This window comes from Providencia sp. R33 (assembly GCF_019343475.1).
Lineage (GTDB): Bacteria > Pseudomonadota > Gammaproteobacteria > Enterobacterales > Enterobacteriaceae > Providencia.
Genome location: NZ_CP072453.1, coordinates 4625729 through 4648450, shown reverse-complemented (window position 1 = coordinate 4648450; position 22722 = coordinate 4625729). Strand labels below are relative to the sequence as shown.

Sequence of the window (22722 nt, the reverse complement as noted above, 5' to 3'; positions counted from 1 at the left end):
GATCACTCTCTTTCAAATTTATATTCTTTAACAGTTGGGTTATTTATAGGCTTACCATTTGAATTTTTAAAGCCTTCACTTGAAATTACTTTCACTTCTACTAATTTAAACCCATTTTTCTTAGCTTCTTTTTCAATGTTTTTCATAGCAGGATTATTCCAAGACCCCGTAACTACCATAGTTCCATCTTTATCCAATACTCTCAATACTTCATTATTAAACGGTTTAAATCCGTATGGGTTTTCCATGACAATCACTTTTTGGGAACCTGTCGCAATATTTGATAAATCATTAGCATTACCTGCATGAACGCCTAATCCTCGTGGATAATCTGGGTGCGAAATATTATATGCATTTTCAATCGGCTTTTTACCTGCACCAACATTTAATGTTCCACCTTGCTGAGGTTTATTGTAGTAACCTTTTTCCCATGGTATTAATGTGTTATTTGCTGCTTTAGCTCCATAAACCATCGCAACCGTATCCTGAAGAGCCATACCAAATTTCGCCCATCCAGGCATCTCATCCATTGATTTCTGATATATCGCAGCCATTCTATTATCAGACTGAATCTTATTCATGGCCTGTTCAAGGGTATATCCTTTGTACATCAAAGCACTAACTTCGCGAGAATATTCGTCTACAAGTGCATCAAATTGCCTTTTTTCATCTGGATGATCTTTTAATGCATCATAGAACGCCTGATATTCACCTTCTAATTGATAGGTTTTTTCTGCACTCATCGCCTGTTTTTTATCATTTATACAGGCTTCTGACATACCACCTTGGCAAGCAGCCATTAGTGATTCATTGCGTTCATCACTTTTTTCTTTAAGCGCATTCAGTTCTGATTGTTCCGCATCGGAGATAGTGCCTTGTTTCAATTTGTTTTCGAGGGTTTTCTCTCTTTGCTTTTCATCAAAACTCAGATAGTTATTCTCAACCGTGGTCTTCCCGGCCTCTGCGGCATTTGCCGCACTTGACGTATCGCCGCCAACTAATCCACCCGCGATACCCGCGGCCAGACTCGCAAACGCACTTACCGTCGATTTTTCATCTTCCGTTAGCTCACTTGGCTTTTTCTTATACAGCTCTTGCGATAGCATTCCCACCGCTTCTGCCGTCATCGCACCTAACGATTGTGCCCCTGCATTTTCACCTTTTGCCAGTGCTAATGCAACATTCGCAATACCGTGCGCCGCTATGCGGCCTTCTTTATTTTCAGCTGGGATATGTTGCGCTATTTGATTCGCAATATACGGTGCACTCGCATTCGCCACCGCTTTATTTACATCCCCATTCACCAATCCTTGGATTAAGGCTGTGCCCGATTCCACAATGCGGCGATTATCACCACCCACGCCCCACTCTGATGCTTGAACCGCTTTTTCAATGCGGTCGTTCAATACCGCCTCACGAATAGCTGTTTCATCCCCTTTTAAGTTCGGGTCTTTGATAGAATCAATCGCTTTCTTACGCTCATCAGCTGTGACTGGTGTTTTATCGAAGTTTTTCGTCTCTTCTTTGGTCGCGTCTATCCGCTTTTCCGTCACCGCAATATCCGTAATCTGCTTACCTAACTCGCCGACTAGCTGCGTTTTCTCTATCCGCTTCTGCTCTTTCTCTTTGTCAAAAATCGTGTTGAGCTTCTCGTGGGCATTGTCCGTATCACGGCTTAGCGCATTGACATCTTGTTTCTGATTATCCTTATCGCGGATAACAATCTCACCCTCCGACACCGCCGCATGCGTGGTATTGCTGTCTTTCCCTTTGTTATTCACATTGGTCAATAACGAACCTGCCGCATTACCTGCTAACTGGTCTTCAAATGGCGAGCCTCCCGTGCTAAACCCGCCACTTTGGCTATCCACTTTGTACTCGGCTTTGTTTTTGATATCCCCAAAGCCCAGTGTGCCCGTGTCGAGTTTGTTTTTATCGGCCTCGGCCGTGCTACCAATCACCGCACCATCAAGTTGCGTGTGATTGCCCACCGTGATATCAAAACCGCCTTTGCCTGCATTGATACCCGTTTGTTTATCCACCGATTGATAATCACTGTGCATCTCGGTTTTATTCACATTCACCGATGCCGTGGTATTCAACCCTGTGCCAATACTCCCCGACAAGCTACCGCCTTTTTGCTTCGAGTCGTATTTGTCGGTGGTTTGTTCGGTGTATTTGAGTAAAAAAGACAGGAAAATAACAAGATAGGCTTGGAATATTTGGATGGTGACTAAAGAAGATGAGGTCAAAAGCAGACGATATTCAGTGGGTTACTTGCCGAACAGCGGTAAACCCAACCCCAGCCCCCAACTGATAATCAGCGGTAAGTGGCTGAATGAGTTGGGATTTGAGGTGGGTAGCCACTATACCCTCACTCGTCAAGCCGGACAGTTGATTATCCGGTTGGCTGAGGAGTGAGGCTTTTAACGAAGATCCCAGCACTTACTGGGATCTTTTACTTTAATCTTCGTATTTAAAATCTATATTAATTTTCATTGTTTCTAAGTCTAATGTAGATTCACAAGCTTTCCAAACGGGAAGGCCATTCGTTAGATTATTTTCAATATAATAGTTTTGCAGTTCAACTAAATTGTGAAGCATATTTGTATTCACGACGCCACCCGCTGTAAGCCATTTCAACTCATTTTCATTATCAATATAATCATATTCATATTCACATGTGTCACCCTCGGCTGATAAGCTAGCTCTCATTATTATTTTTTGAGCATCATCTGGAGCTATGCCGTATAGTAATAACCCTATCTCATTATATATTTCTTGTTCAGTTTTCATTATTTACCTCCAGAATCGTTAATAAACGTTCTTTCTACAGGACGCTCATTTCCAATCTTATACGTAACGTTAAAACTACTTGGCCGACCACTTTGTCCTGAATATACCGGTTCTATTTTAACATTAACTTGTTTACCGTTCTTTAACGCGTCAGCCCATGAGTTCTCCATTTTTTTCCATTCACCTCTATTCAAGTTAGAGTTCATTGGAACAATATTGAGTTTTTCTCCTGGACCATTGAAACGAGTTGCAATTAAATGTCCACCTTCATCACCAGCAACGCCACATTTGCCAGCTTTACATTGCTGATAGCTATTTCTATCATTGGTATTTAATGAAAGTTTTGCTTCTACACTTTGTACTCGTCCTTGAGAATCTGTTTTATAAGTGTTGTTCCCATCGACTTTATAAACTGTATTTGGCTCAGGTTTATTCAGCTGCTTATTCCAATCACCTTTACCACCAGACTTGATATCAACAACTTTATGCTCTGTTGATGATGGATTTTTTTGAGAACTATTACTTTGTTCTTTTTCTTTATTCCCTTTGTCACCTTTACCTTTGATCCCTAAAGCTGACACACCGCCTGAGCCTGATACAGGTCCTCGGATACCCGTACTATCTAGAATTTCCTTACCTTGTAGTGCAACACGAACTGATGTAGGGAGTGATTGATAAATTGCATGAGCACTTTCGGCATTCTCTGCATTCACAAACGCATTGAATTTCGCCTGTTCTTCAGGACTTAACTTAGAGGCTAAAGCCGCTAATTTGGAGTTAGATTGCTCACTCCCTGTGTTCATCATTTCCCAAGCAGCAATCGAGCAATACACATTATCGCTACATTCTTTTGCTACCGCTTCTTCTCTTTGCTTCTCACTCAACGCACCATATTTTTCATAAATAGGTTGAGTGTCTTTGCCCTCTTTCTCTGCGATCTCCAGTTCTTTCTGCATGTTGAGAACATCTTTATTTGATAGATAGTTATTCTCAACCGTGGTCTTCCCGGCCTCTGCGGCATTTGCTGCACTTGACGTATCTCCGCCGACTAATCCACCCGCTATACCCGCGGCCAGACTCGCAAACGCACTTACCGTCGATTTTTCATCTTCCGTTAGCTCACTTGGCTTTTTCTTATACAGCTCTTGCGATAGCATTCCCACCGCTTCTGCCGTCATCGCACCTAACGATTGCGCGCCTGCATTTTCACCTTTTGCCAGTGCTAATGCAACATTCGCAATACCGTGCGCCGCTATGCGGCCTTCTTTATTTTCAGCTGGGATATGTTGCGCTATTTGATTCGCAATATACGGTGCACTCGCATTCGCCACCGCTTTATTTACATCGCCATTCACCAACCCTTGGATTAACGCCGTGCCCGACTCCACTATTCGGCGCTTGTCACCACCCACACCCCAACCGGATTCATTCACTTTCGCCTGAATAACTTGCTCGTGAATATAGTTATCAATTGCCTCATCGCTGACCACTTTTCCTTGTACTTCTAGCGCTTTTTTCGCAGCCTCACGCTCTTGCTGTGTCGTGATGTTCTTGCTCTCGTTCGCCTCCTTCGTGGCTTTTATGGTCGCATCCGTCACCGCAATATCCGTAATCTGCTTACCTAACTCGCCGACTAGCTGCGTTTTCTCTATCCGCTTCTGCTCTTTTTCTTTGTCAAAAATCGTGTTCAGTTTCTCGTGGGCATTATCCACATCACGGCTTAATTCGGTGACATCTTGTTTCTGATTATCCTTATTGCGGATAACAATCTCACCTTCCGACACCGCCGCATGCGTGGTATTGCTGTCTTTCCCTTTGTTATTCACATTGGTCAATAACGAACCTGCCGCATTACCCGCTAACTGGTCTTCAAATGGTGAGCCTCCCGTGCTAAACCCGCCACTTTGGCTATCCACTTTGTACTCGGCTTTGTTTTTGATATCCCCAAAGCCCAGTGTGCCCGTGTCGAGTTTGTTTTTATCGGCCTCGGCCGTGCTGCCAATCACCGCACCATCGAGCTGCGTATGATTGCCCACCGTGATATCAAAACCGCCTTTGCCTGCATTGATACCCGTTTGTTTATCCACCGATTGATAATCACTGTGCATCTCGGTTTTATTCACATTCACCGATGCCGTGGTATTCAACCCTGTGCCAATACTCCCCGACAAGCTACCGCCTTTTTGCTTCGAGTCGTATTTGTCGGTGGTTTGCTGGCTCGATAAAGTTAAATCGCCGCCAACATTGGCTTTCACTGTCTCGCCACTGACCTGCGCACCTGTTAATGTGGTATCTTTGCCGCTGTTCAAGGTCAGTTGTTTACCAGCATCCACCTGTGTATCGGTGTAATACTCGCTATTACCTTTTTCGAAACCGCTGCCTTTATTGACGCTGGCATTGACGTTCCAACCGCCTGAGCTGATACCCGCACCAATTGAACTGCCTGAGCTTGAGTTTTTGCCATCCACTGTTTGCGTGTTACTAGCACTGGTTAGGTCGATATCATTTTTTGCCGTTAACGTGATGTTTTTATCTGCGGTTAACTGGCTGCCTTGTACTGCCAAGTTGCCTTGGCTGCCCTCTTTTTTACCTGTGGCCGTAAGGTTAATATTGTCCCCAGCGCTCAGGCTGCTACCAGATGCAGTATTTTGCTGCGTTTTTGTCGTGGATTTTGACGAGCTACTGCCATAAGACACGTTCACACCAAAGGCGTCTGTGACACTGCCGCCTTTTTTCAGCCCAGCCAACTCACCGGCTTGTTCTGCTTGAACACCTTGCAGACCCGCTTTCATCCCTTTAAGTGCCGCTAATTGGCCATCGTCTTCCTGTTTCGCCGATTTCGCTGTCTGCGCCATACCGTCTAACATACTGCCCGCAGCACCACCTAATGACACCGTGAGGCCGCTAGACTTACTTTCCACCGTCGTTATATCGGTTCGGCTATTTTCAGCGGCCGTAATATTCACGTCACTGCCTGTGATATTAATATCTTTCGCGGCGATCACATCACTGCCATGGATGTTCGCTGAACCACCAGCCTCCAGTGTCACATCACCTGCGGAGCTGCCGATTACGCTGCCTTTTTTCAAGTTACTGTCACTATCAGTCGTGACTTTTTGAGACGTTGACCCGACAGTTAAGCCCAAGCCACCTGTACTCATCAGCCCTGATTTTTTCGTCTTCGACATGTGCGTTTCATGTAACGCCTCATCAGATGTGGTGACATTCAGCTGATTACCAGCATTGACGGTAACATCGTTAGTTCCCAGAACATTGCTGCCCTGAATATTGACGTCATTACCTGCGGTCATTTTGACGCTATCGCCACTTAACGTACTGCTGATTGCCGTACGCTCGTTGACTTCATCATGGGTTTCTTTTGTGGTGCTCGATAGAAAACCTTTGTCCGTGTGTTTGGTGTGCTTAGCATAATCACTGCTTTCCACCCCAGAGGTCAGGTTAATATCACGCCCCACATTCACGGCTAATTCGCCGCCACTGGATACATTCGCTACGCGAGCGGAGAGGTCTTGCCCTGCGGACAGTGTTAAATCCCCTTTAGTTTGGATTTGGGTGCCCACTTCAGTGCTATTTTCGCCGCGGTAATAATTCGTTGAATTATGCGTGTAATCAAAAGCCGAACTCACATCTCGCGTTTCTAAGCTGATATCACGCCCAGCGATAATGGACGTTTTACCTTCTACGCCTAAATTGCCGACATCCGTTGCAATCAAGTTGATATCTTGCACGGCTTTTAAGGTCAGTTGGCCGTTATCCCCTGTAACATAAATACTGGCAGGGCGGTCGAGCCATTGAGAATTGCCTTCGCCACGCTGCGCAGTTTCACTGAGAATGTCGCGCCCGGCTGAGAGTGATACGCTATCTAAACCACGGATTTCACCACCCACATTGTTTATATCTTTCAATGTGTTGAGTTGAACGTCTTTCCCTTGAATGCGCCCGCTGTTTTCAATGTTTTCTGCACGTAAATCCGTTAATTCGCGGCTGTTAATTTCACCACTATTGAGCAAGTCGCCCGTGATATTGGCAGACACATTGCGCCCTGCAAGTAGTGCTCCATTGCCGTTTAGATCGCCTTGGCGTGCACGAACATACACCTGCGGTACACTCACCATCTCAACACGGCCATCAGGCAAGGTGACTTCTTTATTTACCATCCATACGATATCGCTGGTCAAGTTAGCCATTTGCTCAGGCGAAAGTGCGACACCCGGTGTTAGGTTAAACTGTTGACCAAATGCCACACCGTTAGTTAGCAGGGCTCGATACTGCTCTTCATCGCTACTATAGTTGCCCAGTAACCGCTGACCTGTGGTTTCAATTAGCTGGTCACGAACTAAACGCTGCTCATAATAACCGTCACCTAAGCGCTTATGCAGTTGCTCATTGGTGACGATATCAATGCTGGATAACCACTTTTTGTAGTTAGTGAACCGTGAGTCTGTTTCAATCAAGAATTGGCTGTCAGTGCCGGGTATGACGTTGAACAGGCTGTTATCTGGTAATTGGGTGTTTGGCCCAACGGTTCTGATCACGGTATCGAGGTTATCTTTACCTTGAGGCGCTTTTTCTGCCGTGATATTTTCCCCTGCACCTGCATCACCTACCCCTTGAACATCAGCGCCATTCCCCACATTGGCATCACCAGTCTGCGCTGTCGCGCCAACGGTTTTATCGTCGCTCACGTCAGTTTTCGCCGAAACCGACGGTAATTGCGTCACTTCAGCTTGTTGGCCTGCAGCAAGCTCAAGAGGCGTATTTTTACCGCCTTTTAATGTGGTTTCTGCCAGCAATGCCCCTTGGTTATCTGTTATCGTTGATTCAGACACGGTATCCGCTGCGCCATCGAGTAGATTGACTTTCACACCATCCAAGTGAGTTTTATTAATTCCCCCCGCTTGCTCTTTTACTTCCAGTAAATGTAGCGGTAAATCCTCTTCACTATTAATACCTTGGTATTTTGACGTGCTAGTACGAGTTTTCCATTTACCACCGCCTTTGTAACGATAAATGGTGTCACCGTCTTCAACGATACGGCGGATGCCTTGTGCTTCTTCATTTTTTAGGCCATAACCCATTAAAATCAGGTTTTGCCCCGCAACAACACGTGAATTTTCATTATTCAGTTGCTGCCCATCAATGGTTAAGTGTTTACCACTGGTGATTAATGCCGCATCGCGTTTAATGACCTGTGTTTCATACACAACACGGTTATAGTCATATTCGTAAAAATCTTTTGTCCAGTTACCATATTCAAACATCCGCCAGCGATTGGATTTTTCATAGTGAATGCCCACTTCCTTATTGAGCGTACCATCATCATTAATCGCATAACGGGTTTGGTTACCATTACGTGGCTGAATTTTATAACGCTTACCATTACCGTAATCGAACCAATCGAAGTGTTCACGGCTAACTTCAATCGGCTTTTCAGTCAGTTCTAAATGAATATCTTTATTTTCAAGTAGAGAGGTTTTGAGAGTGAGATTGCCATCCGCTTCAATATTTGCACTGTGATTTTTCACGCTTTTAGCATGGCCAGTGGCTTGCAGTTTGTCACTAAGCACATTACCGATGGTCAAATCACCATCACTGTAAATTAAGGCGTGGTCACGGTTCACCAGTTCAGAAACCGCTAAGTTAACTTCTTTGCGCCCTGCAATAACAGCCGATTTATCCCCTTGCTTATCATTCAATAAGGTATTGACTGCTATCGATAAGAAATCGCCATAAATACGCCCTGTACCGACGTTATCGAGTTTTTTTGCCACAATGTGGGTCAAAGTGCCATCAATTAGCCCTGTATTGATGATGTTGCCACTGGCGTTGATTCGCGTATTGTGACCACTGATTTCCCCAGATACCTGATTAATGACCGTCGTCGTACTCAATGCAAACTCACCAAGGCTAGATATTAACCCATAGTTTGTGAAGCCTTGGGCAAAATTAGCGGTTAAGCGTTCCCCCGCCTGAATGCGCCCATGGTTTTCAAATGCTTGATTGATAGCCAATGTCAGTACTTTTTGGGCAATAAGTTTCCCTTCACCGGTTAATGTGTTTGCAGATACACTCGCAGAACCGTTGCTAACAATCACCCCTTGCTGGTTTGTGAGCGTTAAGGCTTTCCCTTTCGCATTATCAGCAACAGTCAAATCTGACCCTGCGGATACCATGCCTTGGTTATTATTTAAGGATTGAGCGATATTTGCCTGAATAGTTTGCCCTGCACGTACTGCACCACGTTGGTTATTCAATTCCGTCGCTTTTAGCGTGACATTCTGCCCTTCAATCCCTTGCCCTGCTTGGGCGGTATTTTGGTTATCAACATTCGTTGCTGTGATATTCAGGTTATCATTGGCTTTAATCCAACCTTGTTGGTTATCAAGCTGTTGCGCTAAAACCAACTCAACGTTGTTCAGCCCTTGAAGAGTACCTTTGGTGTTATTCAGGTATTGGCTGGCAACCTGTAAATCCGCCCCAGACAAAATTTGTCCTTGTTGGTTATCAATACGTTGCGTAATCGTCAGGTGGCTATTTCCCTGTGATTGCCATGTTCCTTCGCGGTTATTCAGGGTGGCGCCTGTGATTTGCGCTGAAGACTGGCTTAAGAGTGTACCTTTTTGGTTATCGATATGATTAGCATCAATATTTAAACCTTGTTTACCTTGCACAAACCCTTGCTGATTCTTCAGATCATTGGCTGTTAGAGTGAGTTGCCCTTCACTCGCCAACACGCCCTCTTGGTTCAATACATCGTTTTTCTGAGTATTGATATCCAATAAGCCACCTGAATAAATCCGCCCTTGCTGGTTATCCAAGGCCTGAGAGGTTAATGCACTTGCCCCCGCACTTTGGATTTGCCCTTGCTGGTTCGTTAATTTGCCGCTGTTGAGCGTGAAGCTCCCACCACTTAACAACCCACCACTTTTTTGTGTGTTGCTATTGTTTAGAAGCTGCCCATGAGTGTCCAAAACTAACTGCTGGCCAGCTTGAATCCGCCCTTGTTGGTTATCAAGCTCGCCACTGTTTAGGCTTAACCCGAGACTGGCTAAAATTTCCCCTTGGGAGTTATCGACACGGTTTTTCAGTGTGTCTATTCTGATATCACCTGCTTGAATATGGCCTTGTTGGTTAATCAGCTCACCAACCATTAACGCCAGTTTTTGGCTAGCAAAAATCCCTTTATCATCTGTTTTGCCGGTGTTAGTTAAACGTTGGCCTTGAGTATCAAGGACGATAGATTGCCCCTTAACCGTGCCTTCTGTGTTATCCAACTGCTGAGTTTTCATCGAGATAGCAGATTGGCTGCCAATCAAACCTTGCTGGTTAGTTAACGCTTGGCTGTTAAGCGCCAATGGGCCTTTTGCCACAATACGGCCTTTTTCGTTATCGAGATCCCCCGAGGTTAACGTTAGCCCGCCCTGTGCATAAATACCTTTATTATCACCACTTTGTGTATTATGTAATTGCTCGCCATGGGTATCAATCTGCATGTCACTACCAGACTGAATGCTTCCCTGTTGATTCTCAATTTTACCGCTGTTTAATGTGAGTTTTTGTTGCGCTAACAATGACCCTTGGGTGTTATCGAATAACTGTTTTTGGGTATCGATATTGATGGTATTGGCCTGAATGTACCCTTGCTGGTTTTGCAGGGCTTGGTTACGCATCTGCAATAGTTGTTCAGCTGCAATTAGCCCCGCTTGGTTATTGATATTATTCGTAATATCTAATGTGCTATTTCCATGGCGCGCGACAACTTTACCGTGTTGGTTATCCAACTCCCTCGCGGTGATTTTCAGGCCATTTTCACCCACCAGAGCGCCATTTTTGTTGACTAGCTCATTTTTTACACCAATGGATAGGTGACCATTATTTGCTGTTAAGATCTGGCCATCTTGGTTATCAAGGGAATCGGCTGTGATTGTAAAGTCACCATTACTGCCAATTTCACCTGCTTGGTTGTTTAGCCGCCCTTGCAGCGTGATTTCCCCTGCTTTATTACCTGTTTGTAATAATTTACCGTTTTGATGTTCAAGCGTATTTGCCGTGATCAAAACCTGATCAGCCTGAGTAATCCCTTGGTTTAATGACAGCGTTTCACCTTGAATATTCAAGGTATTCGCAGCCAATAGCTCGCCCTCATCACCATCAAGAGATTGGCTGTTCAAGGTAATATCACCCATACTCGCAATCACTTTACCTGTGCGGTTAATCAGTGATTGGGTATCAGCAAATACCCCTTGGCGCCCAGTTAAGGTACCACCCGTGTTATCCAGTACCTTCTGAATCTGTAGGTTTAACGCCCCCATTCTTGCACTGAATATTTTGCCTTGTTGGTTTCCTAACGTATTCGCTGTTATCTGCCAAGAACCATTACCACTGATGTTACCCGCTTGGTTATTCAGGTGCTGAGAAACAAGGAGTGAACCTTGCTGCTCACCGAGTTGGGTCATTGTACCTTGCTGATGATTTAGATTTTTCGCTATCAGCTGAATGTGATTGGCTTGTGTATTTCCTGCGCTCAAGTCAATATCTTGCCCATGCAGTACAAGCTCCCCATCTGCGACGATTTCTCCACGCTGGCCTTGTACATTATCAGCAACAATCAGCATGTCCCCTTGCTTGCTAATCACCTTGCCATCCACATTAGAGAGTCGCGAGGCATTCAATGTAAAATCTTGCTCAGCAAACAGCGTTCCTGCCGTGTTATCCACGCTGTCTTTCGCATTAATAAACAATGCGCCCACTTTCGCGGCAACGACCGTACCTTGTTGGTTAGCCAACGTGTTGACATCCAGATGTAAAGCGCCTTGGCTACTGATATTACCCGCTTGGTTATCAAGGGTTTGAGTCAGCTTTATTTGGCCTTTTTCACTGCCCGTTTGCAGCATTTTTCCACGTTGGTGGGAAAGATTTTTCCCGTCTATTTGAATATTATCTGCTTGGGTAATTGCATCATTAAGGTTGAGATTCTCTCCCGTTAAAGCCAACTTACCTTTGGAGAGAATTTCGCCTTTCTCGCCATCTAGCTGTTTAAGTGTTAGCTGGTTATCACCAAAGCTCGCGATAAGTTTACCTGATTGATTAATCAAACGATTTGCTACAAGTTTAATACCTTGATTACCTAATAATGTGCCTTGGGTATTATTCAGTGCTTGTTGAATATTCAGGGATAATTGCCCTAATTTCGCTGCAATAATTTTGCCGTCTTGGTTATTCAACTCATTGGCTGAAACCTCAATTTGCCCATTGCTGGAAATTTCCCCACGCTGATTATCAAAATGATTTTGAATGCGTAGTTCCGTTTTTCCTTCCCCAATTTGCAGTAACGTTGCACCTTGATGGGAAAAGTTATTGGCTAAAATAGTGATTTGATTAGCTTGCGTAAACCCATGATTTAAATTGATATCTTGGCTTTCAATGCGCAGAGAGTTTTGTGCAAAAACCGTTCCTTTATGGCCATCCAACTGGTTTGCAGTGAGTAATGCAGCGCCTGATAAACTGCTGATTTTTCCTTGTGTATTCACCAGTTGATTGGCTTTGATGGCTAAATATTTATCGGTTTGGATCACGCCCTGCGTGTTATTCAATTTTGTGGTTGCGGTGATCTCTAACTGTTTGTTAGCACTGGTGAATAATTTTCCATCAGTGTTATCAAGGTTATCTGCCTGTATGCGTAAATCACCTTTGGATGACACGCTTCCCCCATGGTTATCCAAGGTCGTCGCAACGTCCACCGTCATGGCTTTATCGCCTGTTTGGAGGAGATTTCCTTGGCGATGAGAAAGCGCATTGGCTTTTAAGGTGATTTGCTCTGCTTGTGTCGTCCCATTATCCAAATTCATGGATTGTCCTGCTAAACTTAGGCCGCCACTGGTCAGAATTTCTCCTTTTTGTCCATCGAGCTTGTCTGCGTTGATGGCTAGCCCTTGTTTACCGGAGGCTAAAATCGTGCCTTGTTGGTTGTTCAGGTTTTGGCTTTGGATATCGACTTTACCATCACGGCTGAGCAACTGCCCTGACTGGTTATTCAACTGTTGGATGGTGATGATTGTCTCACCCGCAAGGTTAATTTCCCCTTGCTGGTTTTCCAGTACTTTGGTTTGTAAGGTATTTTTTGAATGACCGGTTTGTACCAGCTTTCCTTGTCGGTTATGAATAAATTCAGGGGCAATTAACGACAATTCTTTGGCAACAATTTCCCCTTTTTGGTTATCAATCCCTGTTTTTGCCGTTAATGTGGCTTTATCCGTTGCCTGCAGATGTGCTTCTTTAGTGCGAATTTCTTTTGCTGTCGATGTCAGTGTGATGTTTTGAGCTTGAGTATTTGAAAACGAAAGGTCAAGTTCGCTCCCTGTCGCAGTTAACGATTCTTTAGCGACAATATCACCTTGAAGCGTAACGTTTTTATCACCTTTAACCGTTAAAGAACCCGCCGAAGTTAATTTTCCTTTGCTATCGACCCCTGCCGCGAGCAACGCGGTTTTGTCACTATTGATTTGTGCGGCATTTAAGTTCGCATCACGCCCTGCAACCATTTGGCCTTTATCGGTGTTGGTGATTGCCTGCTTAGAATTAAGCTTCACATTTTGCTGAGCTAAAACAGTACCTTGGTTATGAATGGATTGCTCGGTGTCGATGGCGATATTTTGGCTTGCCGTGATCACCCCCGAGTTTCCCACTTTACCATCCACTGATAAAGTGATGTCCCCAGCTTCTGCCCCAATATGCCCCGCATTTCGTACACCTACGCCATTTTCTGTTCCACGCATTTTGATGGTATTAGCGTACATTCCACCCAATGCGGCAACATCTAAAGCAAATTCAGGTTTATCGGCCGTTGTGGAATTATCTGTTTTAAGAATGGTTTTTCCATCCGCAGCAACGGTATTTTTCCCTGTGGTAATTGCTAAATCTTTAGCGTGTAATTTGGCATTAATATTGACTGAGCGAGCGATTAACGCCGTATAGTTGGTGCCGTTACCGTTGTACCCCTTACCAATAATATTGATACTACCTTTATCGACTTCAAACCCTTTAATTTTGCCATTTTCAATCAAGGTCTTACCTGCCGATAGCAAAGCTTTGTCCGCATTGATAAACCCACAACCATTACAGGTGATCCCCGCAGGGTTGGCGATGATCACATCGGCTTTTTTCCCTGCAACTTCAATAAAACCATTTAATTGGCTCGGATCGCGGCTATTGACCTCATTTAAGATGATTTTCGCCTCACCCTTTGACAGCCACTCGTTACCTTGGATCATTCCACCCAATTGTGTGTTAACGTCGTGGCGGCTGTTATTCAGGATCGCTCCTTTGTTATCGACATCAAATTGGCTGTATTGGTTACGTGAAACGCCATCACGATTAGGCGCTTGAATGTTCACTTGAGGTAACCCATTTTGGGTATTCACAATCGTCGGCTGCTGATTGCCCGGTGCGTTACCATCCGCTTTAATATTTGATGCAGAGGCACTCATACTCACCATACCCAACGTCAGCCAAAGGCTGGTAACAATGCGTTTAATTGACCAGCGAATTCGGCTATTTGCGGCTTTTTCAACACGGTTTTCTGTTTGGCACGCAGGCCCTGCTTGATGGCTGCGAGTAATATCCGCAACGACCATCACCATTTGGCGCGCTGCATTAAAAATTAAGCGGTAAAATAACTTATTCATCCTGAGATACCTTAGTAATTCCAGTTAACAGAAAATGCAAACGTCGCCGGATCCGTTTTAAATCCGTCAGGTTTAGAGAATGGTGTACCAATAGAGAGGTCATAACTGAGGTTAGCCGCACTGATCGCTCCTCGCAGGCCAATTGCGCCCCCCGCAAGGTGATTGCCAAGATTACGGTATGTGCCGTGCCCGCCAATTTCCCCATAGTCTGCCCCAAGATAGAGCTCTTGGTTCGGAATTGGTGTTACCCATGAAAGGGTATTTCTTAGCGTCCACCCTTGGTCTGCACTGAGTGTGCGTTCCCCATCAAAACCCCGGACCGTCCAGCGGTTACCAATACTGAATTGATCTTGAGGAGTGAGCTGTCTGTCACTAATTTGGCGTAAATATTGGGTTTCAAAACGCAGTTGTTGGTCTAAAACATGAAAAGGAATGCTTGCGGAGGCCGAAAATTGCATCACTTTTGCCAGCGCTGTAGCATATTCCCTTGAGTTAGGATCGTTCGTTTCTTCAAAAGCAGGCATCGCACCAAACCAACGAGTTCCATGCTGATAGCTTGCGCTCGCAGTGATCGTTGACTGCCCGATATATTGACGATGATTGAGACCCAGTTTCCAAGAGGTGGTACGGCGCTTTTGGTTTTCAATTTCGGTATCACGAACAAAGTTGCGTGTTTCCCGTAAGTTAACATCATACGTTGCCGTAGTTTTTGCTGTTGCATCGCGATATAGCACATTGCTGAGCTGCAAGTTTAAGCTCTTACTTTTCCCACGGTATTGAATATCATCATTCATACCAGCAATTGTTTGTGTGTATTCATAATCACTTGCTGTGGTTGCAAATTGCCAATAACCAAAAGGAACAGAATAGTGGGCACTGTAGTTCGTCGTATCTTTACTACTTGAAAAGCTCAAGTCGCGAGTTGCAGTAATGTAGAAAAGATCGCTAAGCGAAGTAGGATTATCCAAGGCAAGCATAATACCTGCTTGGTTTTTACCGGTACTTTTTGACCCTGTGTTATCTGCCCATGCGCTCGCATGCCAGTAGCGTGACTGTTGTCGATTAATCACAATTTGCGTTTCACCCGGCCCATCCCCGGGGATCATTTCCATCGACGCTTTTACAGTTGGTAAACGTTGCAAATTTTCGAGGCCTTGCTCAATATCACGTAAATCTAATAAGTTCCCAGCATGCGCTGGCATCGCGGTATATAACGTGCTGTATTGAGAAGAGTCATCAGTAAAGAGAACTTTTTGTACCTTACCAGGTAAAACCACCAATTTAAGTGTGCCCGTGGATAAATCTTGCTCAGGCACCAACACACGGGAAGTGATCCAACCATGGCTGATCAAACGATTCTGTACGTCAGTAATTAAGAGATTGATGCCATCAATACCAATGCAATGCCCAACTGCTTGATTGGCTAAACGTTGCACTGGAACCCAATGAGGTAGCCCTTTCTGTCCTGTTATTTCAACCTGTTCAATCACAAAACATGGCGTTTCTTCAGGAAATTGCAACTGTGTTTTTGCAATAGGAGCAAGCAAGCTGACATCAGGCGCTTTCGCTTCAAACTGTTGTTGTTGCGCTTGCTGCTGCTGTGTCTGCCGATTAAATAAATTATCTGTATTATCAGGTTTCAATAATGAGGCTTTTGCGACAATAGGAAAACAAACGGTAAGTAAAATTGATCCATAGATAAAATTACGCTTTAAAAACATTATTTTTATTAATCACTATTATTTGAGTTAGGTCGATATACGCAACTTTACATAATTTGAGTTAAATTACAATCGGACTAGCCCCAGCATTTTTATTACACCCATGGAAAAATAAATCAACCAACTGTTTTTATTAAATATTTAATTTGTAAGAAAGATTTTCAAAAAAATAAAGAAAAAAACTGATATTATTTAATATAGAGTTAAATTAATGATTAAATTTGATTAATTCGATATAAAAATCAATATCCATATACTTTTTTTGACGACAAAAATAAAGCGTAACTAATAGTCACTCTAAAAATGAGTAAGATTTTCTTATTGATTTGGATTTTATTGTGAAAAAGATTTCGATTAGTGAAAATAACTAAAATGAATATAAAAGGGTAGGTGATTACCCTTGTTATAATGAAAATGATGTAATTTTTAGCTATTACTAATATTGATTTTCAACGCTGCCGCAATTGCTAAAGGGGAGAAAGTAATACTTGCGGCAAATAATGCGGCGAGAATGGCAAAATAGCCATCTAATGGCATTTTGAAACTGTGGGCTTCCATGGTACCTGTCGCATAAATCAGCACAGGAATATATAACGGTAATACCAGCAAACTGACTAACACACCGCCTTTTTTTAATGACACTGTCAGCGCTGCGCCTATCGCGCCAATAAAGCTTAAAACGGGCGTACCGAGCAGCAACGTTCCCGCAAGTACCATTAAGGTATCGCCATTAAATGACAACATCAGCGCCGCTATCGGTGACAATAAAATCAGCGGTAATCCTGTCACTAACCAGTGCGCAATGACTTTTGCGAAAACGGTGATAAACAAAGGATGAGGCGCTAACAACAGCTGCTCAAGTGAGCCATCAAGGTAGTCATCTTTAAATAAACGCTCTAAAGAAAGCAAAGAAGACAAAATTGCGGCAACCCAAAAAATACCCACAGAAATACGCGATAATAGCTGGGGCTCAGGCCCAATGCTCAGCGGAAAAAGCGTAATAACAATCAGGAAAAACCACAGTGGGTTAACTAACTCAGAAAAACTGCGAAAAGCAATTTTCAGTTCTCGCCTAATTAATAACCAAAACATTATTCACCTCCCCCTGTCAGTTTTAATGAACCAAATTGCCCTGACATTGCTTGGTGAGAGGTAAACAAAATAATGCCCCCTTGCTTGGCATGTTGATGAAAACGCATCGTTAACCGTTCAACCCCTGCCACATCAATTGCCGTAAAAGGTTCGTCTAAAATCCACAACGGCGCTTCACTTAACCACAAGCGCGCAAGGTTCACTCGGCGCTGCTGCCCCGCAGAAAGCTGGTTCACAGGGATATCTTCAAAGCCAATCAATGAAACTTCCTCTAAAGCCTGCCATATGCTCTCGCCCTCAGGCCCTTTATGGTGCATTTGATGATAAAACTTGAGGTTTTCATATGGCGTGAGTAACGATTTAACCGCGGGTTTATGGCCTAAATACAGCAAATGACGGGTAAATTCTTCTTTAAGTTTATCAATCGGTTGATTCTGCCAGCACACATCCCCTTCGTCAGGCTTAAGTAACCCCGCCATCATCCGTAAAAGCGTGGTTTTCCCTGCGCCATTAGGCCCTTCAACCTGCAAAATTTCACTGGGTTGAACAGTAAATTCAAGCTGTTGAAATAAAATGCGATTTTGACGATGGCAACTGACTTGTTGTGCACTTAGCATGCCGCTGATTTCCTGTTTATTATTCTAAGGTTTGGCAATTTTGTTCAACAGCATATCACTGATGGAGTCACTCGATATTGCTTCACCGCAAAGCACTTGCATCAAAACTTCAGAACCTAAGGTTGATAACGAAAATAACATGTCGGGTTTAAGCAAACGAATTTTATCCATATTGCTTTCTTGGTTGATCAAGACAACAGTTTTCACAGTGCTATCGTTGCCCGCTAATTCCCTGACACCCAATAAAGCAAACGTACTGAGTGAGTCACTGTCCGTCATGATAAGCACGCACTTTGCATGTTTAACATTCGCGGCGGCAAGTAGCTCCGAACTGGTAGGGTCGCCTGTGACAATATTGTCTTTTTCAGGGTAATGGCTACGGTGATTTTCTTGGCAAATAACCGCCACAGGTAGCTCGCGTTTTTTTAACCCTTGATACACATTGACCGCCATTGGCGTGCTACCAATCACCACATAATGATTTTTCATATATGAAAACCTCTTGCGCACAATTTCTTTTGTGCCTTTTGCCAATACGCCAACAACATACACCACTGAAGTGGTAAAAATAGTGATCCCTAAAATAATCACCGTAACAGTAAAGACCCTAGCATCTAACGTTACAGGCACAATATCGCCAAAACCAACAGTCGTCATGCACACTAATGCGAAATAAAAGGCCGTGGTGCCATCTTTTACGATAGGTAAGAATTCATTGCCAATATAGAGGGTGCCAAAAATGGAATATAACAATAACGAGATAATACAAGTGATTGCCACAAAGCCGGCACTGGTTAAGCTGTGGTGATGATAAAGCTTCCAAAATAGCCCTAATGCAGTAAATAAGGACAGTGAAAAATAACCTTGGTGAATATTTTCTTGCGCGAGTCGTAGGTCAACAAATGAAATTATTCCTAATAAAAACAGAGCAAAAATCCAAGCGATACGCGCACCGTTTAACATAAAGAGAGAAAGGAAAATAAGTGAAATACCGAGTAAAAAGCGCGGAATATCCAATAATTTCATAAACCCTAATGATTTTAACCATTCAGTAAAACCACTTTCACGCCAGTCAATGTAATCTGTATAAGCGCTTAATACGGGTTTTAAAATCATCGAACCATCAATGATGATCAAAATAGAAAGTACGATCCTAATCGTTAAGGATGATCTCAAAAAAGCCACAAACGCGTTATCTAACATGACGGACTCTCACCCTTTCTCAGCAAACCATTAAAACTTTTTATATACCATAAATATAACAAAAGATAATATCAATTCGGCTAGCCCGATAACAAACGATAATTCGTTATCTTGTCATTTAGATTATGAATGATAAAACATCGTCTATAATTGAAAATCATCTTATTAGGTGATGAGCTAAAATGGATTGCACTCAGCGCCATTTAGCCAAAAAAAACATAACATTAAGAAATACTTAAAGATTTACTATAGATGACCAAACTATTATTGAACTTAAGTTAGGCCAGTAAATCTAAAAAACGATTTTTCGATTATTTTTCAATATTACTTCGCGATTAAAGAAAATAAGAGTTTAAAAATACTATGCTCAACATTACACGCACAGAGAAATTTAGCTGGTTATCGCTGTTCTGGCTATTAATCTACTTTTGGTATTTCTCATCGTTATTGCAGCTTTATGTGGTCGTCACTGGCCAAAGTAACAGCATCGGGCTGAGAGATTCACTGCTGTATAGCTCATTATGGTTAATCCCTGCCTTACTTTTCCCACGGAAAATTAAGCTTATCTCAGGGGTTATTGGGGTCATCTTGTGGCTATCTTCTGTGGTCGCCCTCGCTTACTTTGTGGTTTACGGCCATCAAATATCGCAAAGCGTGATGTTTGTGATGTTTGAAACCAATACCAATGAAGCAGGGGAATTCCTCAAACAATACTTTAGTTTTAAAGTGGTTGGCGTCATTCTTGCCTATACCTTAGTGGCTATTTTCTTGTGGTCACGCCTAAAACCGGTTTATATACCGAAAAAAGGCAACGTGGTTGTTTCCTTGCTGATATTGGTCATTTTATTTGGTGTGCCGTACTACAACAAAGGCATCAAACAAGATAGACCACTGCCAAATGTGGCTTCCTATGTGAATAGCAAATTGGCTTACGCCGCACCATGGCAGTTTGTTAGTGGTTACTTCCTCTATAAAAATCAGTTAGCCAATATGGAAGAGCTGATCCGCGATAACAGCAAAATTCCACCACTTGCGAACTTTGTGGATGCTAATGGCAGTACACCACGAACTTTCGTATTAGTGATTGGTGAGTCCACCAGCCGCGATAGAATGAGCCTGTACGGTTATCAGCGCCCAACGACCCCTGAATTAGCTGAGCTGGCAAAAGACTACCCCGCTAACTTATCGGTATTTAATGATGTTGTAACCCCTCGTCCGTATACCATTGAAGCTCTACAACAAATTCTCACGTTTGCGACCCAGACTGAGCCTGAACTGTTTAACTCCCGCCCTTCTATCATGAATATGATGAAGCAAGCAGGCTTTAAAACGTTTTGGATCACCAATCAGCAAACCATGACTGAGCGAAATACTCTACTGACGGCCTTCTCTCGCCAGACCGATAAGCAGTATTACCTCAATAATGATATGGCTCAGAGTTCGCGTATCTACGATGACGTGGTGTTCGACCCGTTCAAAGAAGCCCTTGCCGACCCAGCAGAAAAGAAATTTATCGTGGTGCATCTGCTAGGGACCCATATGCGTTATGAATTCCGCTACCCTGAAGATAAAGCGGTGTTTACGCAAAGGGACAGTTTGGTACCAGCTAACCTGAAAGATGACCAAGTCAAAGATTACAACGCCTATGATAATGCACAGCATTATAATGATTATGTGGTGTCTACCTTAATTAAAGACTTTGATTCTTCAAAAGAAAATGGCTTCTTAGTCTTTTTCTCTGACCACGGGGAAGATGTCTATGATACACCACCACATGAGATGTTAGGCCGTAGTGAAGGTAAACCAAGCAAGGTTATCTACAATGTGCCGTTTCTTGTTTGGCAATCACCTGAATGGTTAAGTACCCATCAGTTTGATTTAAATGATAAAACAACCCGTCCATTTAGTACGATGGATTTTATCTACGCATGGTCTGACTTAGCGGGCTTCAACTACACAGGTTATGAACCAGAAAAGAGCCTGTTTAGCACAGAGTTTAAGCCTCAGCTTCGTTATATCGGTGACCCTGATAATAAGTCCTCAATCATGCTTTATGATGATTTGAAGAAGTAATGTCATTACAAGTAGATGGAGTGCATTGCATTTCATCTACTTGCCTACCTTAAGCAATGCTTTTTAGTTCATGTGTACCTTCGCGGTTTATTTTGCCATCTTGCAAAATAAAAGTGACTTCACCACGCCAGAACTCCGCTAAGAAAATATCATCAAGTGATTCAATACCTTGAAATTCAATCTGTTGTTTTAACCAAGCTTCATCCCTTTCTATCGATTCCAACTCACTGGTTCTTATCACACCATCTTTCATTAAAATAACCGAAGGCATATTTTTTTCATCACAAATGATGGTCAGTTGCCCGTCAGGCTCAATTTGTGCGTAGTAAATTTCTTGAAATGAATGAATACCTTGGGCATGAATACGCGATGAGATATTGATGATATCTATTTTATTTTTTTTCTTGAGTATATTTTCCATAATGAATTGCCCCTTTTTAATAATCGGTATTGGGTTGCCAATCGCCACATTACGGAAAAAGTTCACTTTTTTTGTTAATAAATTCAAAGAGCTAATAAATAAGACACCAATCATTAAAATCGTTATATATTGATACAGCGGTATCGTATCACTATAAATCACCCCTCCAATAATCCCCCCTAAAACAAAATTACCAATAAAATCAATCGGAGTCATTTGGGAGAGCTGTGTTTTTCCAGATAAATTCATATGGGTAATAACGATAGCGAAACCAATAATGAACTTTAAAATGATAAACGAATAATAGTACGTCATATTGCTATCCTTTTATTTACCTAATTTAAAACGTTTTTTTTGCTTCTTGTGCAATCAGTTTAGCCTGTCTATTGAGCTTTAGGTGCGATAACTTCCCCAACCATTAAAAACCATGAATATTCAGCATAAGATAGAAATTAACAATGCCAGAAAACCAAAAATCATTTTAATATTTCAAAAATTCATCCATTGGTTTTATAAAAAGCTTAAACTCAGCTATATTAAACGATGAGCACAAGTATTAATGCTGATAAATAGTTTTAATCTCACTTAATTCTAAGGACATGTTTATGAAAAAGAAAATCATCGCTTCATTATTCTTTGTCGGTCTATTTACTGTCATAACAGGCTGTGATGACTCATCTAAACCTAGCGATACTGTTAAGCAAGCTGAAGAAAAAGCTCAGCAACTCAAGGCCGATGGCGAACAAAAAGCCAATGAACTTACTGAAGCAACAAAAAATAAAGCAGAGGAGCTGAAACAAGATGCTTCTGCACTTGGTCAAAAAGTTAAAACAGATGCCATCAATAAAGCTGATGAAGTGGCAACTGACGTTAAAGAAAAAACAGAATCCATCAAAGCTGAAAATGATGCAAAAACAGAGAATAAGTAATGTTTAAAAAAGTACGCTAAGCGCGCTGCAATCGCACTTAATCATTACCTCAAATGCAGGTTTTTCACCTGCATTTGCCTGTTTTATCTATTAACATCCTAAAAAGCACCAAAACCTACCTGTTCCAATGGCTATCTCGTTATATAGTAAACCTTCTTTTATTTT

At 42.8% G+C, this 22722-nt stretch carries 11 protein-coding genes; 3 read left to right on the top strand and 8 right to left on the bottom strand.

All coding sequences use genetic code 11. From position 1 onward, the window contains the following. Nucleotides 1-2: 2 nt before the first annotated feature. Nucleotides 3-2252: a VENN motif pre-toxin domain-containing protein gene (locus tag J6836_RS23255; RefSeq protein WP_255586280.1), complete on the bottom strand. Its 2250-nt coding sequence runs from the start codon at nucleotides 2250-2252 to the stop codon at nucleotides 3-5. Between J6836_RS23255 and J6836_RS21475 the strand changes: the two genes are divergently transcribed. Then, nucleotides 2227-2421, top strand: a complete 195-nt coding sequence (locus tag J6836_RS21475) for a SymE family type I addiction module toxin (RefSeq protein WP_219245840.1) — start codon at nucleotides 2227-2229, stop codon at nucleotides 2419-2421. The two genes, J6836_RS23255 and J6836_RS21475, sit on opposite strands and share 26 nt — an antisense overlap. Nucleotides 2422-2463: 42 nt before the next feature. On the opposite strand, the gene J6836_RS21470 is transcribed toward J6836_RS21475, so the two are convergent. The 6 genes from J6836_RS21470 to J6836_RS21445 form a co-directional block, all read right to left on the bottom strand. Beyond that, nucleotides 2464-2796: a hypothetical protein gene (locus J6836_RS21470; RefSeq protein WP_219245839.1), complete on the bottom strand. Its 333-nt coding sequence runs from the start codon at nucleotides 2794-2796 to the stop codon at nucleotides 2464-2466. Beyond that, nucleotides 2796-14501, bottom strand: coding sequence for a hemagglutinin repeat-containing protein (locus J6836_RS21465; protein ID WP_219245838.1), 11706 nt, complete (start codon nucleotides 14499-14501; stop codon nucleotides 2796-2798). Before J6836_RS21465 ends, J6836_RS21470 begins: the two co-directional genes overlap by 1 nt. Nucleotides 14502-14512: 11 nt before the next feature. Beyond that, nucleotides 14513-16222 (bottom strand): ShlB/FhaC/HecB family hemolysin secretion/activation protein, encoded by a 1710-nt coding sequence (locus J6836_RS21460; RefSeq protein WP_219245837.1) that lies wholly within the window; start codon nucleotides 16220-16222, stop codon nucleotides 14513-14515. 426 nt (nucleotides 16223-16648) lie between these two features. After that, a complete protein-coding gene (gene ccmB / locus J6836_RS21455) occupies nucleotides 16649-17314 on the bottom strand; it encodes a heme exporter protein CcmB (RefSeq protein ID WP_219245836.1) in 666 nt (221 codons plus the stop codon). After that, nucleotides 17314-17931 (bottom strand): cytochrome c biogenesis heme-transporting ATPase CcmA, encoded by a 618-nt coding sequence (gene ccmA, locus J6836_RS21450; protein WP_219245835.1) that lies wholly within the window; start codon nucleotides 17929-17931, stop codon nucleotides 17314-17316. Before ccmA ends, ccmB begins: the two co-directional genes overlap by 1 nt. A gap of 24 nt (nucleotides 17932-17955) precedes the next feature. Then, on the bottom strand, nucleotides 17956-19134 hold the full coding sequence (locus J6836_RS21445; RefSeq protein ID WP_219245834.1) for an NAD-binding protein: 1179 nt from the start codon (nucleotides 19132-19134) through the stop codon (nucleotides 17956-17958). A 363-nt stretch (nucleotides 19135-19497) separates the two neighbouring features. Here J6836_RS21445 and cptA point away from each other — a divergent pair, with 363 nt between their 5' ends. After that, on the top strand, nucleotides 19498-21207 hold the full coding sequence (gene cptA / locus J6836_RS21440) for a phosphoethanolamine transferase CptA (protein ID WP_219245833.1): 1710 nt from the start codon (nucleotides 19498-19500) through the stop codon (nucleotides 21205-21207). 49 nt (nucleotides 21208-21256) lie between these two features. Here the strand turns inward: cptA and J6836_RS21435 are convergent, their stop codons facing one another. Further along, nucleotides 21257-21943 carry a DUF421 domain-containing protein gene (locus J6836_RS21435; protein WP_219245832.1) on the bottom strand — a complete coding sequence of 229 codons (687 nt, stop codon included), beginning with the start codon at nucleotides 21941-21943 and terminating at the stop codon, nucleotides 21257-21259. Nucleotides 21944-22233: 290 nt separating this feature from the next. On the opposite strand from J6836_RS21435, the gene J6836_RS21430 reads away from it, so the two are divergent. Next, nucleotides 22234-22557 carry a hypothetical protein gene (locus J6836_RS21430; RefSeq protein WP_219245831.1) on the top strand — a complete coding sequence of 108 codons (324 nt, stop codon included), beginning with the start codon at nucleotides 22234-22236 and terminating at the stop codon, nucleotides 22555-22557. Nucleotides 22558-22722 lie beyond the last annotated feature (165 nt).